The sequence below is a fragment of the Streptomyces sp. NRRL WC-3549 genome (assembly GCF_000721935.1).
Classification (GTDB): domain Bacteria; phylum Actinomycetota; class Actinomycetes; order Streptomycetales; family Streptomycetaceae; genus Streptomyces.
Genome location: NZ_KL585398.1, coordinates 13486 through 27357, shown reverse-complemented (window position 1 = coordinate 27357; position 13872 = coordinate 13486). Strand labels below are relative to the sequence as shown.

9 protein-coding genes and 1 pseudogene are annotated in these 13872 nt (G+C 73.8%); 6 read left to right on the top strand and 4 right to left on the bottom strand.

What is annotated here, in order from left to right; all coding sequences use genetic code 11:
• Nucleotides 1–382: YciI family protein (locus IH13_RS0114445; RefSeq protein ID WP_063837447.1), on the bottom strand; the 382-nt coding region annotated here is incomplete at its 3' end.
• A gap of 230 nt (nt 383–612) precedes the next feature.
• A pseudogene (locus IH13_RS37480) lies at nt 613–1964 on the bottom strand (glutamine synthetase family protein).
• A 252-nt stretch (nt 1965–2216) separates the two neighbouring features.
• Here IH13_RS37480 and IH13_RS0114435 point away from each other — a divergent pair.
• The 5 genes from IH13_RS0114435 (at nt 2217) to IH13_RS0114415 (ending at nt 7746) form a co-directional block, all read left to right on the top strand.
• Complete coding sequence (locus IH13_RS0114435) at nt 2217–2891, top strand: DUF3105 domain-containing protein (protein WP_031084465.1); 675 nt, start codon at nt 2217–2219, stop codon at nt 2889–2891.
• The gene (locus IH13_RS0114430; protein ID WP_031084463.1) at nt 2888–3577 is read left to right on the top strand and encodes a DUF305 domain-containing protein; all 690 of its coding nucleotides are present in this window, start codon (nt 2888–2890) and stop codon (nt 3575–3577) included. Before IH13_RS0114435 ends, IH13_RS0114430 begins: the two co-directional genes overlap by 4 nt.
• 163 nt (nt 3578–3740) lie before the next feature.
• Nucleotides 3741–4166 (top strand): CBS domain-containing protein, encoded by a 426-nt coding sequence (locus IH13_RS0114425; RefSeq protein ID WP_031084462.1) that lies wholly within the window; start codon nt 3741–3743, stop codon nt 4164–4166.
• A 138-nt stretch (nt 4167–4304) separates the two neighbouring features.
• Nucleotides 4305–5912 carry a multicopper oxidase family protein gene (locus IH13_RS0114420; RefSeq protein ID WP_031084459.1) on the top strand — a complete coding sequence of 536 codons (1608 nt, stop codon included), beginning with the start codon at nt 4305–4307 and terminating at the stop codon, nt 5910–5912.
• A 79-nt stretch (nt 5913–5991) separates the two neighbouring features.
• Nucleotides 5992–7746 carry an NAD+ synthase gene (locus tag IH13_RS0114415; protein ID WP_031084457.1) on the top strand — a complete coding sequence of 585 codons (1755 nt, stop codon included), beginning with the start codon at nt 5992–5994 and terminating at the stop codon, nt 7744–7746.
• A gap of 65 nt (nt 7747–7811) precedes the next feature.
• Here IH13_RS0114415 and lhgO read toward each other — a convergent pair whose 3' ends face one another.
• Nucleotides 7812–9065, bottom strand: a complete 1254-nt coding sequence (lhgO, locus tag IH13_RS0114410; protein ID WP_031084456.1) for an L-2-hydroxyglutarate oxidase — start codon at nt 9063–9065, stop codon at nt 7812–7814.
• A 222-nt stretch (nt 9066–9287) separates the two neighbouring features.
• A complete protein-coding gene (locus IH13_RS0114405; protein WP_031084453.1) occupies nt 9288–10814 on the bottom strand; it encodes an NsdA family TPR-like regulatory protein in 1527 nt (508 codons plus the stop codon).
• A gap of 967 nt (nt 10815–11781) precedes the next feature.
• On the opposite strand from IH13_RS0114405, the gene IH13_RS0114400 reads away from it, so the two are divergent.
• On the top strand, nt 11782–13872 hold a 2091-nt coding region (locus IH13_RS0114400), incomplete at its 3' end, for an asparagine synthase-related protein (protein WP_110085002.1).

The following is a 13872-nucleotide window of genomic DNA, read 5'->3' as shown; positions in this document are numbered from 1 at the left end:
TCAGAGATGTGTATAAGAGACAGCACTCGTGGATCGGCTTCCCGCCCGCGCCGGGGGCCGCGGACAGCTCCCCGGCCAGCTCGACGGCGCGCTCGTAGCTGTCGACGTCGATCACCATCCAGCCGGCGATGAGGTCCTTCGTCTCGGCGAACGGTCCGTCGGTGACCGGCGGACGCCCTTCGCCGTCGTACCGGACGAAGGTCCCCTCCGGGGCGAGCGCCTGGCCGTCGACGAACTCCCCGGTCCCTTCGAGCCGGTCCGCGAAGTCCTGCATGTACCGCATGTGGGCCGAGATCTCCTCGGGCGTCCACCGGTCCATGGGCACGTCGTTGACCGCGGCCGGGGCGCCCCGGTAGTGCTTGAGCAGCAGGTACTTGGCCATGATGTCTCTCCTCGGTGCTGGTGCGGCCCATTCTGGCCACGCTCACTACGGGGACGGAGCGGGCCACGCGTTCTCGACATCACCGCCAGAACTTTTTTCGGGCCGGGCACCACACGGCTCAGGAGCGGGTGCCGGCTTGGCGCCGGTGAGCCGGAGGAGCTGGGCGGCCGACCCGGCCGAAACAGCCCGGGCCGACGGTGGCGCACCGTCGGCCCGGGGTCGTGCGGGTGTTACAGCACCGGCAGCAAGTTCTTCAGCTCAAAAGCGGTGACCTCGCTGCGGTACTCCTCCCACTCCTGCTTCTTGTTGCGCAGGAAGAAGTCGAAGACGTGCTCGCCCAGCGTCTCCGCGACCAGCTCGCTCTTCTCCATCAGCGCGATCGCCTCGCCCAGGTTCTGCGGCAGCGGCTCGATGCCCATCGCGCGGCGCTCCGAGTCGGAGAGGGCCCAGACGTCGTCGTCGGCGCCGGCCGGGAGTTCGTAGCCCTCCTCGATGCCCTTGAGGCCCGCCGCGAGCAGCACCGCGTACGTGAGGTACGGGTTGGCGCCCGAGTCGATGGAGCGGACCTCGACGCGGGCCGAGCCGGTCTTGCCCGGCTTGTACATCGGGACGCGGATCAGTGCGGAGCGGTTGTTGTGGCCCCAGCAGATGTACGAGGGCTGTCTCTTATACACAATAAGAGACAGCCCCAGATGCGCTTGTAGGAGTTGACCCACTGGTTGGTGACGGCGGAGATCTCCGCCGCGTGCGTCAGCAGGCCGGCGATGAAGGAGCGGCCGACCTTGGAGAGCTGGTACTCGGCGCCCGACTCGTAGAAGGCGTTGCGGTCGCCCTCGAAGAGGGAGAGGTGGGTGTGCATGCCCGAACCCGGGTACTCCGAGAAGGGCTTCGGCATGAAGGTGGCCTGCACGCCCTGTTCCAGCGCGACCTGCTTCATGACCAGGCGGAAGGTCATGATGTTGTCGGCCGTGGAGAGCGCGTCGGCGTACCGGAGGTCGATCTCCTGCTGGCCGGGGGCGCCCTCGTGGTGGCTGAACTCGACCGAGATGCCCATGGATTCGAGCATGGTGATCGCCTGGCGGCGGAAGTCCATGCCGACGTTCTGCGGGGTGTGGTCGAAGTAGCCGGAGCTGTCGGCGGGGGTCGGGCGGGAGCCGTCGACCGGCTTGTCCTTCAGCAGGAAGAACTCGATCTCGGGGTGGGTGTAGAAGGTGAAGCCCAGGTCCGAGGTCTTGGCGAGGATGCGCTTGAGGACGTAGCGCGGGTCGGCGAAGGACGGCGAGCCGTCGGGCATCAGGATGTCGCAGAACATCCGGGCGGTGCCCGGGGCCTCGGCGCGCCAGGGCAGGATCTGGAACGTGCCCGGGTCCGGCTTGGCGATCATGTCGGACTCGTAGACCCGGGCGAAGCCCTCGATGGCCGAGCCGTCGAAGCCGATGCCCTCGTCGAAGGCCTGCTCCAGCTCGGCGGGGGCCACGGCGACGGACTTGAGGTAGCCGAGCACATCGGTGAACCACAGCCGTACGAAGCGGATGTCGCGCTCCTCAAGCGTCCTGAGGACGAATTCCTGCTGCTTGTCCATTGCCACATCCTTGCAGTTCAGACGGTATGTGCACCACCGCCCGGGGGAGAGGGGACACTCCAGTATCACGACCCGGGATTTCACCCACATTACGCACTCGGTGTGAGAGAGGGCACTCGCCTACCCACTACGATCGGCGCGCGCGGTGTGCAAGGGGCACCGGGGCTTCCTGGGGGCTCTGGTGACCCGTGTCCCGCGCCCGTTCGACCTGTTCCGTCCCTCCCCCGCCCCCTTGGCCAAAGGACCGACGACATGAGCTTCGACCACAGGCCCCCCGTGGACCCGACGCCCGGCACCGACCGTGCGCGCGGCAGCCGTAACCGCGCCGTCGCCATAGGGGTGAGCGCCCTCGTGGTCGCCGGTCTGCTCGGTTTCGGCTCGTACACGCTGCTGGAGAGGTCGGAGGCGAGCGAGCGGACCGGGGACTCCACCGCACAGGACGCCAAGCAGCCCGGGCAGGAGCGGCCCGCCCCCGCCGACGGGCCGATCGCGGGTGAGAAGACGTGGGACGCGAAGGAGTTGACCCGCAACCACGTCACCACCGACGTCACGTACCCGATGGAGCCTCCGGTGGGCGGCGACCACAACCCGGCCTGGCTCAACTGCGACGGCGTCGTGTACGAGAAGGCCGTCCCGAACGTCAACGCCGTGCACGCCCTGGAGCACGGGGCGGTGTGGGTGACGTACAACGGCAAGGCGGCCGACGCCGATGTGCGGAAGCTGGCGTCCCGGGTGGAGAGCACCCCGTACTCGCTGATGAGCCCGTACGAGGGCCAGGCCGGGACGATCATGCTGACCGCCTGGGGCAAGCAGGTGACGGTGGACGGTGCGGACGACGGGCGGGTGGCCCAGTTCTTCGCCCAGTACGTCCAGGGGGCGCAGACGCCCGAGCCGGGTGCGCCGTGCACCGGCGGGGTCGACGGGTGAGCCCGGCGCGCGTCCGGCGTACGCAGTGGCTGGCGGGATCCGTGGTGGCGCTCGCCCTGGTGTGCGCGGGGGCGGCCACGGTCGCCACCGCACGGGGCGACGGCGCCGCCCCGGCCGCCGCACCCGCCCCGCGTGCGCCGTCGGCCGATTCGGCGGACGCCGGCTTCGCCCGGGAGATGGCCGTGCACCACCAGCAGGCGGTGGAGATGTCGTTCGTGGTGCGCGACCGCACGCAGGACGAGGACGTGCGGCGGCTCGCGTACGACATCGCCAACACACAGGCCAACCAACGGGGCATGCTGCTCGGCTGGCTGGACCTGTGGGAACTGCCGAAGACGGCTCCCGCGGGCGAGGAGCCCATGGCGTGGATGGCCGGTCACCAAGGCCATGGGGGACACGGCGCGGCCGGGTTCGAGCCCCACGACGGGGCCCTGATGCCGGGCATGGCGACCCGGACCGAGATGAAGCGGCTCGGAGCGGCCGAGGGCAGGGAGGCCGAGGTCCTCTTCCTCCAGCTGATGACCGACCACCACGAGGGCGGCGTCACCATGGCCGAGGGGTGCGCCGAGCTGTGCGCGGTACCGGCCGAGAAACGGCTCGCCCAGGGCATGGTGGACGCGCAGCGGTCCGAGCTGGACCTGATGGCCGGGATGCTGGCCGAGCGGGGTGCCGCCCCCCGCCCGTAGGGGCGGGCCCGTCCCCTGCGCACCCGTGCGGGTGAATACGCCCGGCTTGTACGGCGTACACCCGCGCGGGTGATGTCAGCGGTGGCGGGCGCCGGAGGCGGCCGGGAGAATGGATACGGCTCGGGGTCGTACGGCATGCCCACCGGCACGCAGGAGGAGTTCCATGACCACCGCCAAGGACATCATGAGCACCGGGGCCCAGTGGATCCCGGCGCACGAGACGCTCGACCGCGCGGCGCAGATGATGCGGGACCACAAGGTGGGAGCCCTGCCCGTCTCCGCCAACGGTGAGCAGGACCGGATGGTCGGCATCATCACCGACCGCGACATCGTCATCAAGTGCGTGGCGGCCGGGCACGATCCGTCCGAGGTGACCGCGGGCGACCTCTGCGACGGCACCCCGCGCTGGATCGACGCGGCGGCCGAGGTGGAGGCGGTGCTGGACGAGATGCAGAGCCACCGCATCCGCCGGCTCCCGGTCATCGAGGACAAGAAGCTCGTCGGCATGATCAGTGAGGCCGATCTGGCCCGGCACCTCTCCGACGAGCAGGTCGCCGGCTGGGCGGAGCGGGTGTACACGTACGCCTGACTCCGCGCCCGGCCCGCCGCCCCGGCCCGGTGCTCCCCGTACGTGAACCGTGTGAGTGAACGGTGCGCACGGGGGGACACCGGGTCGTCGGTGTTTCGGGGCCGTACTCCTCTACCTCACGGGAGTACGGTGCGCAATATGTCTGAAATGCCCAATCGTCGCACCGTCCTCGGCGCCGGTATCGCCCTGGCGGGCACAGCGGCCCTGTCCTCCCGGGCCCACGCCGCCCCCCTGCCCCCTCCCGCGGCCCCGGCGGCCCCTCAGGCCGCCGCCGCCGACACCTACGTCGCGCCCGACGGGCCGGAGGTCGTGGCCAGGGAGGCCGAGCGGGGCACGGGCCCGCTGCGGAAGGTCTCCCTCACCGCGACCGCCTCGCGCCTCGAACTCGGGGACGGCGTCACCGTCCCGACCTGGTCGTACGGGGACCGGCTGCCCGGTGAGGCGGTACGGGTCACGGCGGGCGACACCCTGGAGCTCACGCTCGCCAACCACCTGCCCAGCTCGACCTCGTTGCACTGGCACGGCCTGTCCCTGCGCAACGACATGGACGGGGTACCGGGGCTGACCCAGCGGCCGGTCGAGGCGGGCGCGGAGTTCACGTACCGCTTCGCGGTGACCCAGCCGGGGACGTACTGGTTCCACCCGCACACGGGCGTCCAGCTGGACCGTGGACTGTACGCGCCGCTGATCGTCGACGACCCGAAGGAACCGCTCGCGTACGACAAGGAGTGGGTGGTCGTCCTCGACGACTGGCTCGACGGGGTGGACGGCTCCACCCCCGACGCGGTCCTGGACGAGCTCACGCAGGGCGCGGGCGGCGGCCACGACGCGTCGGGGCACGGCGCGGGCGACGCTTCGGGCACGGCGGGCAGCGCTTCGGGCAAGGGGGCCGAGGGCGCGCCCTCGCATCTGCTCGACGCCTCCGACAGCGAGCTGCTCGGCGGGCACGCGGGCGACGTCGACTATGCGTACTACCTGGTCAACGGCCGTACGGCGACGTCCCCCTCGGTCTTCGACGCGCGGCCCGGCGACCGCATCCGGCTGCGGGTGATCAACGCCGGCGGGGACACGGCGTTCCGGCTGGCGCTCGGCGGCCACCGGATGACCGTGACGCACTCCGACGGCTTCCCCGTCCGTCACACCGAGACCGACGCCCTGCTGCTCGGGATGGGCGAACGCTACGACGTGCTGGTCACCGCCGGGGACGGGGTGTTCCCGCTGACCGCGCTCGCCGAGGGCAAGGGCGCGTCGGCGCTGGCCGTACTGCGGACGGGAACGGGGGCGCTGCCGCCGGCCACCGTGCGGCCGAGGGAACTGGACGGCTCCGTGCTCACCGCCGACCGGCTGACCGCCGACGCGTCGGTGGCCCTCGCGGAGCGCGAACCCGACCGCACGGTCCCGATCACGCTCACCGGTTCCATGGCGGCGTACGACTGGGCCTTCGACAGGAAGCCGTACGACCCGGCGGTGCGCCTGCCGGTGAAGGCCGGGGAACGCGTCCGGCTGACCTTCAGCAACCGCACCTCGATGTGGCACCCGATGCATCTGCACGGCCACACCTTCGCCCTCGCGGGCGGGGACGGCGGCGCGTCGCCCGGGGCCCGCAAGGACACCGCCGCGATCCTGCCCGGGCGCACGCTGACGGTCGACCTCGACGCCGACAACCCGGGGCTGTGGATGCTGCACTGCCACAACGTCTACCACGCCGAGGCGGGCATGATGACCGTCCTCGGTTACCTGCGCTGACCTGCGCCTGGCGGGTTCCCGGAGACACCCCGGCGGCCCGCCAGGACATTGTGTCAATCAGACGATTACACTGGGAACCGTGCCTCAACTACGTCTCGCACTGAATCAGATCGACTCCACCGTGGGCGACCTCGCCGGCAACAGCGAGTCGGTCGTCCACTGGACCCGGCACGCCGCCGAGCAGGGCGCCCACCTGGTGGCGTTCCCCGAGATGGTGCTGACCGGCTATCCCGTCGAGGACCTGGCCCTGCGCTCGTCCTTCGTCGAGGCGTCCCGTCAGGCGCTGCGCGCACTGGCCGCCCGCCTCGCCGACGAGGGTTTCGGTGAACTGCCGGTCGTCGTGGGCTACCTCGACCGCTCGGAGCACCCCGCGGCCCGCTACGGGCAGCCCGCGGGGTCCCCGCGCAACGCGGCGGCCGTGCTGCACCGCGGGGAGGTGGCGCTGGACTTCGCCAAGCACCACCTGCCCAACTACGGCGTCTTCGACGAGTTCCGCTACTTCGTGCCGGGCGACTCGATGCCCGTGGTGCGGGTGCACGGCATCGACGTGGCGCTCGCGATCTGCGAGGACCTGTGGCAGGACGGCGGCCGTGTCCCGGCCACCCGGTCCGCGGGTGCCGGGCTGCTGCTGTCGGTCAACGCGTCGCCGTACGAGCGCGACAAGGACGACACCCGGCTCGAACTGGTCCGCAGGCGCGCCCGGGAGGCGGGCTGCACGACCGCGTACCTGGCGATGACGGGCGGACAGGACGAGCTGGTCTTCGACGGGGACTCGATCGTCGTCGACAAGGACGGCGAGGTGCTCGCCCGTGCCCCTCAGTTCTCCGAGGGCAGCGTGATCCTGGACCTGGAACTGCCCGCCGCGGCGGCCGAGGCACCGTCCGGGATCGTCGACGACGGCCTGCGCATCGACCACGTGGTGCTGTCCGCGGACCCCCTCCCGGCGTACGAGCCGGAGCTCGCGGGCGGGTACGCCGAACGGCTCGACGACGACGAGGAGCTGTACTCGGCGCTGGTGGTGGGCCTGCGGGCGTACGCCGCGAAGAACGGATTCCGCAGCGTCCTCATCGGGTTGTCGGGCGGCATCGACTCGGCGCTGGTCGCGGCGATCGCCTGCGACGCGCTGGGCGCGGAGAACGTGTACGGCGTCTCGATGCCCTCGAAGTACTCCTCGGACCACTCCAAGGGCGACGCGGCCGAACTGGCCCGGCGCACCGGACTGAACTACCGCACCGTGTCGATCGAGGCGATGTTCGACGCGTACATGGGCGCTCTGGGGCTGACCGGTCTGGCCGAGGAGAACCTCCAGTCCCGGCTGCGCGGCACGACGCTGATGGCGATCTCCAACCAGGAGGGCCAGATCGTGCTGGCGCCGGGCAACAAGTCGGAGCTGGCGGTCGGTTACTCCACGCTCTACGGCGACTCGGTCGGCGCGTACGGGCCGATCAAGGACGTGTACAAGACGTCGGTCTTCCGCCTCGCGAAGTGGCGCAACCGCGCCGCCGAGGAGCGCGGGCAGACCCCGCCGATCCCGGAGGCCTCCATCACCAAGCCGCCGAGCGCCGAACTGCGCCCGGACCAGGTGGACACGGACTCGCTGCCGGACTACGACGTGCTGGACCGGATCCTGGAGCTGTACGTCGACCGGGACCAGGGCCTGGACGCGATCGTGGCGGCCGGGTTCGACGTGGAGCTGGTGACGAAGACGCTGCGGATGGTGGACGCGGCGGAGTACAAGCGGCGGCAGTACCCGCCGGGCACGAAGATCTCGCCGAAGGGCTTCGGCAAGGACCGCCGGCTGCCGATCACCAGCCGGTGGCGCGAGTCGGGCTGACGCCCGCACCGGCCGGTGCCGGGCCCGCCGCGACGCCGGGGGACTTGGGGGTGGGGTTCACAGGCTCAGACACAATGACCCGATTCTACGGCGGGCGGCCTCCACCCCGTCGCCCGCGCCCGCAGCAGGGCACGCCGCGCCACCTCCCTCCCCAGGGGCAGCGAGGCGGTGGCGGCGGTCGCCGGGGCGTGCAGCACATGGACGGCGTGCGGGGCGTCCCGGAGCAGGAAGTCGTCCACCGGGGTGCCGTCCCGCAGGACCGCCTGCGTCCGCGCTCCGGACGGGTACGGGCGCAGGTCGTCCTCGGTCACCCCGGGCAGCAGCCGCCGGACGGCCCGGGCGACCGCCCGCCGCGCCGGTGCGCCGTGGGCCTCCTGGCCCTCCTGCCGGCGGTGGCGCAGGGCGCCCGGCCAGGAGCCGGCGCGGCCCAGGACGGAAGCCGGCTCGCGCAGACGGCCGGCCGGCCGGACGGACCCCGCCTCGGCCCGGGCGGGCACGGCGGCCGGTCCGACGCGGACCACGCCGTCGAGGCCACGGGTCAGCCGCGCCCCCGGGTGCCGCAGCGCCGGGTCCGGCACCTGGTGGACCAGTCCGCGCACCTGGTCGGGTGCGGTCAGCTCGTACGACGTCTCGCGCAGCAGGACGTTGCGCACTCCCGGGTCGTCGCCGGCGAGACGCGCGATCCGGTCGCTGTGCGGCCCCGCGCAGTTCACCAGGGTGCGGGCCCGCACCACCCGGCCGTCGGACGTCCGCACCGCGACCCCCCAGGGACGCCGGTCGACGGTGACCACCTCCGCGCCGTACCGGATCCGGCCGCCGGCGTCGCCCACCTCGGCGGCGAGGCGGGCGGCCACCCCCGCGAAGTCGCACACCCCGCCCGTGCCGACCCGGATCGCGGCCAGTCCGCGCACCCGTGGTTCGTACTCCGCGATCTGGGCGGGGCCCAGCTCCCGCACGGGCAGTCCGTGGGCCCGGCCGCGCTGCACCAGGCCGTGCAGCCGGGGCAGCTCGGTGCCGGCGGTCGCCACGATCAGCTTGCCGGTCACCGTGTGCGTGATGCCGTGCTCCGCGCAGAAGGCGGCCAGCTCCGCGGCGCCGCGCACGGTCCAGCGCGCCTGGAGCGAGCCCGGGGCGTGCCGGATGCCGGTGTGGACCATCCCGCCGCCCGGCCCGGACCGGTGGCGGGGGCCGTGTTCCTTCTCCAGCACCGTGACCCTGGTGCCGGGTGCGGTGCGGGTGAGCGCGTACGCGCTCGACAGACCGACGATCCCCCCACCGATCACCAGTACGTCGCAGTCGTACGCCGCGTGCGTCGCCATCACGCCACCTCCCACCCCGATACTGCACCGCCCCACTGACAACGGCCCCGTACCAGGGGCGCGCGGGCGTGTGGCGGTGGTGCGCTCCGCGCGCGGACAGGTGCGCCGGGCGCCCCCACGGCCCGCGCGGGCCACGGGTCGCGGGGGGCCACCGCCTGCGCGGCCCCCGGCGCTGTCCGGCCCCCGGCGCTTTCCGGCGGCCGGCCGATCCGGGCGCGGCCCTTACGCCGGGGCCACCAGCAGGGGGCGCGCCCTCTCCCGTAGCTCCGCGACGCGTGGCTCGTCCCCGTACGGTTCGAGCCGGTGCAGCAGATCACGCACGTACTCCGTGGTGCGGGCGGAGGAGATACGTCCCGCCACCTCGACCGCGCGGGTGCCCGCCGCGCAGGCCGCGTCCAGGTTGCCGGACTCCAGCTCCGCGACGGCCGACACCACGAGCCGCAGGCCGTGCGAGCGGACGAACTCCTCCGTCGGTCTGGACAGGGCCTGCTCCGTGAAGCGCCGCACCTGCCGGGGCGCCTTCAGGTCGCGGTAGCACTCGGCGGCGTCGGCGGCGAACCTGTCGTACGAGTAGAAACCGAGCCACGTCGGGTCGCAGTCGCCCGCCCGGGAGCGCTCCAGCCAGCTCTCGGCCGCCCTGAGCGCGGCCCCCGCGGCCGGAGCGTCGCCCGCCTTGGCGTGGGCGCGCGCCTCCACCAGCCGGAAGAAGCTCATGGTCCGCGCGGTGGCCAGGCCCCGATTGCGCTCGACGGCCGCCTGCGCCAGGTCCACCCCCTCGTCGGCGAAGCCCCGGTAGGTCGCCTGCAGCGACATCGACGCCAGGACGTACCCCCCGAGCGGGACGTCGGCGGCGGCACGGGCGAGGCGCAGGGCCTGGATGTAGTAGCGCTGGGCCGCCTCCTGCTGACCGGTGTCGAAGGCCATCCACCCGGCCAGCCGCGTCAGTTCGGCCGACGCGCCGAACAGGGCCCGGCCCACCTCGTCGCTGTACGAACCCAGCAGCAGCGGTGCGGCGTCGACGCGTAAGCACTCCGGGACCATCGAGGAGCGCCAGTCCCCTCCGCCGTACTTGGAGTCCCAGCGGCGGGCGTCCTGGGCCGCCTCGCGCAGCTTGGCCACGTCGCTGTGGCCGACCCGCAGGAGCGAGGCCGAGGCGTCGGGCGCCGCGTCCGGTCCCGGCTGCGCGGGCACCCCCGCGGACAGCCCGGCGGACACGGCCACGCCGTGCGCCCCGGGTGCGCCCTGGGTACCGAGGAGCGCGTCCTGGGCGGCCGTGGAGTCCCGGGCGACCGAGGGGTCGGCGGGGGTGATGAGCCACCGGGAGGCCGGCGTGGCGTACGCGCTCACCGCGAAGGAGCCCGCCAGCGACTGCCAGATCCCGCCACCCCGACGCCCGGCCGGATCCAGCCGGTACAGATCCGTCGCCGAACGCACCGCCTCGCCCACGTCCCGGGGGAACGCCAGCCCCACCTCCGGCGCCGGATCGGCGTCGGCCAGCCCGATCTCGTGCAGCGGCACGGGACGGCCGAGTTTGGCCCCTATCGCCGCGGCGATGAGATGGGGCGCGGCGCCCTGCGGCACCATTCCCTTGGCGACCCACCGGGCCACCGAGGTCTTGTCGTAACGAAGTGTCAGACCGCGCTGCGCCCCGAGGTCGTTGACCCGCCGGGCAAGGCCGGCGTTGCTGATTCCCGCGAGGGCGAGAACTGTGCCGAGCTTCTCGTTCGGCCCGCGTTGCTCCCTGGACATGCGTCACCCCTCGACACACAGACGGCCGCCGCGTCACCCGACGGGCGCGCGGCATTCGTACCGTGTTCTCCCCAGGTGCGGCCCCGGGCACTCCGGTGCACAGGCATGTGGCCGAGCCCCGTGGAATATGCCGCTCTGCTGAGAACATCAGTAAACACAGCGTAGTTCGCCGCATCCCTACCGTTAAGGGGCAGTCGTCCGGATGGCGGGAAAGTTGCCCGCGGGGGCGGAGTGGCGCGTACCGGTCCGCCGCGCGCCGGTCCGCCGTGCCGTGCCCGCCTCCCGCTCCGGGTGCGCAGGGGCGTGCCGCGGGGCCCGGACGTCGTGCTCCTGGCGTGTGGCCGTGCGCCCGGCCGTGCGCTCTGGCCCGGCCAGGACGCAGACGCTTCGCTGGTCCTGCGTGGGTCGGCCCGCTGCACTGGACTCAGCGGGCTGGGGGAGACCGCCGCTCCAATCCCCGCGGGCGGCGAACCGGCCCGGGAGGTGAAGCACACCTCCCGGGCCGTGCCTTGAGCGGTACCACGGGGGGAGGGCGGGCCGGCCGGCGCACCGGGGGGATGCGCCGGCCGGTACGTCTGACGTCCCGGGCCGCCATGGGCCGCTTCCGCCCGGAGCGTCCCCGGAGGCCCCCGGGAGCGGATCGCGCGGTTGCGGCACGAGCAGAGATTGGCCGGATTCCGATGGTCGGTCCCGTCGTTCGGCGGCGCCCCGAATCTGGCCGGATCCGGTCTGGTGCCGGGAGGGCCGACGCGCCGCGCGCAGGGGCTGTGCGGGCCAACTTCCGGAGGGGGTACCTCCGTTACCGGTGGGCCGGGGGACCGCAGCCGGGCGTTTGCCAGGGGCGCATGCGCATCCGGTGTGCGCCGCCCGTACCCCCTCCCCGCCGCCGTTGTCGTGGCAGCATGTCCCGCAGCGGCGTTCCCCTGGTCCTGGTGCGCCGGTTCGTCCACAGCCTGTGGAGGCGGCGGTGCGTTGGTTGGTGGGGTGGAGCAGTATCGCCGCGAGCTTCGGCACCGTGGGCGCGGTCGGCAGCCGGGACGAGGGGCGCACGATCCAGCCGGTGGGCTCCCAACTCCTGTGGGGCGACCCGGACCCGCTGTGGGCCGTCGGCGACTGGCGCCCCGACGAGGTGCGGGTCGTCACGGCCCCGGGTCCGGAGGGCGCCCCCGCCACCCGCCTCGCGGTACTGGGCTGTTGCGGCGCCACCGACGAACAGCTGCGGGTGGGCCTGCTCGCCGCCCGGGGCGGGGCCCTGCGCCATCTCACCGCCTGGCCGGGCAGTTACACGGCCGTCGTCCAGATCGGCCGCCGCGTCACCGTCGCAGGCGACCTCGCCGGGGCCCGGCCCGTCTTCCACACCCCCTGGGCCAACGGCACCGCGTACGCCACCGCTGCCCTCCCCCTCGCCGACCTCATCGAGGCCCAACTCGACATCGGCCACCTGGCCGCCCTGCTCGCCTGCCCCGAGTCGCCCGAGGCGCTGGGCGACGGCACCCCGTACGAGGGCGTGAAGCGGGTCCCGCCGGGCCACGCGCTGATCCTCCGTGAGGGGTCGCGGGAGGTCGCCGGTTACGAGGCGGTGGCCTCGCTCGCCGTCGCCGCACCCCAGACCGACCCGGTGAGCGCGGTCGAAGGCGTCCGGGACGCGCTGGTCGACGCCGTGCGGGCCCGGCTCACCGCCCCCCGGCACGCCCCGGCCACCCTGCCGCCCGACCCCGGGCCGGTCCCGGGGATGGGGCCCGCCGACCGCCGCGCGGCCCGGGGGGCACCGGTGCCCGGTATCGGTTCGGACCTCTCCGGGGGCAGCGCGTCCGCCACCCTCGCGCTGCTGGCCGCCGGACTGCCGGGGCTGCCCGGCACCGTCCTCGGCCACGGCACGGGCGCGGGGGAGCGGCTGCTCGCCGTCACGTTCAACGACCTCTCCGCCCAGGGCCACGAGGACGAGCTGGAACGCGCCCGCGCCATCGCGGCCGACCCGCGGCTGCACCACGTCGTCGTCGCCGCGGGCGAGGAGGCCCTGCCGTACGCCGCCCTGGAGAGCGGCCCGCTCACCGACGAACCGGCGCCGTCGCTCGTCGTCGCCGAACGCCACCGCCGCCGGCTGGCCGCGGGCAGCGCCGACCACTTCGTCGGGCACGGCGCGCGGCAGGTGCTCGACGCCCATCCGGCCCGGCTGGCCGACCTCCTCATGGACCGGCGCAGACGCCATCTCCTGCGGCCCGTCGCCGCGCTCGCCCGGGCCGAAGGCCCCCTGGCCCACTCCCTGTTCGTCCCGCTGTCCGTCTACCGCGCCGCCCGCAGGCTGGCCCGCACCTCCTACCGCACGGGTCTGGAGGAGGCCGCCGGACTGCTGCCCGACGCCAACCGCTTCGCACCCGGTCTCGACACCCCCGCCGAGGCCTCGCTCGCCGCCCTCACCTGGTCCCGGCCGGGCCCGGCCGCCCGCTGGCTCACCGGGGAGGCGCTCGCCGAAGTATCGGTTCGGCTGCAGGGCGCGGCGATCCGCCCCGCCTCGGTGCAGCGCCCGGGCGAGGCCCGGGCCCGCGCGGCCCTGGCCCGGCACGCGGCCGACCAGCGCATCCTGGAACAGGCGGCGGAGGTCCGCAGCCAGCGGCTGCACGCCCCGTTCCTCGACAACCAGGTCGTCCGGGCGGCCCGCGCGCTGCCCGAGTCGCTGCGGGTCCAGCCGGGCGCCCGGGCCGCGATCCTGCGCCGGGTGCTCGCGGGCGCCGGCATCCACGACCTGCCGCCCGGCTGGGGCGCCCCGTCGCAGGCCACGGCGAACGCGGCGGGCCGCATCGGTCTGCGCACCGCGCTCCCGGAACTGATCGCCCTCTTCGACGCCCCGCTGCTGGCGGACGCGGGCCTGATCGAGGCCCGCGTCGTACGCAAGGCCCTGCGCGCGGCCTCCGAGGGCGAACCGCTGCCCCTGGACGGCCTGGCCGACCTGGCCTCCACCGAACTCTGGCTCCGCCGCCTGGTGACCCGGCGGGGCACCTGCTGGACCGGTACGGCGGCTCCGCGCCGCCGGGCGGTGGCCGGCGGCGTGGTCCCGGCC

Excerpts from the sequence above, each read along its gene's own strand:
- IH13_RS0114420 (WP_031084459.1), top strand. The coding sequence starts at position 4,305 with ATGTCTGAAATGCCCAATCGTCGCACCGTCCTCGGCGCCGGTATCGCC.
- IH13_RS0114435 (WP_031084465.1), top strand. The coding sequence starts at position 2,217 with ATGAGCTTCGACCACAGGCCCCCCGTGGACCCGACGCCCGGCACCGAC.
- IH13_RS0114425 (WP_031084462.1), top strand. The coding sequence starts at position 3,741 with ATGACCACCGCCAAGGACATCATGAGCACCGGGGCCCAGTGGATCCCG.
- lhgO (WP_031084456.1), bottom strand. The coding sequence starts at position 9,065 with ATGGCGACGCACGCGGCGTACGACTGCGACGTACTGGTGATCGGTGGG.
- IH13_RS0114405 (WP_031084453.1), bottom strand. The coding sequence starts at position 10,814 with ATGTCCAGGGAGCAACGCGGGCCGAACGAGAAGCTCGGCACAGTTCTC.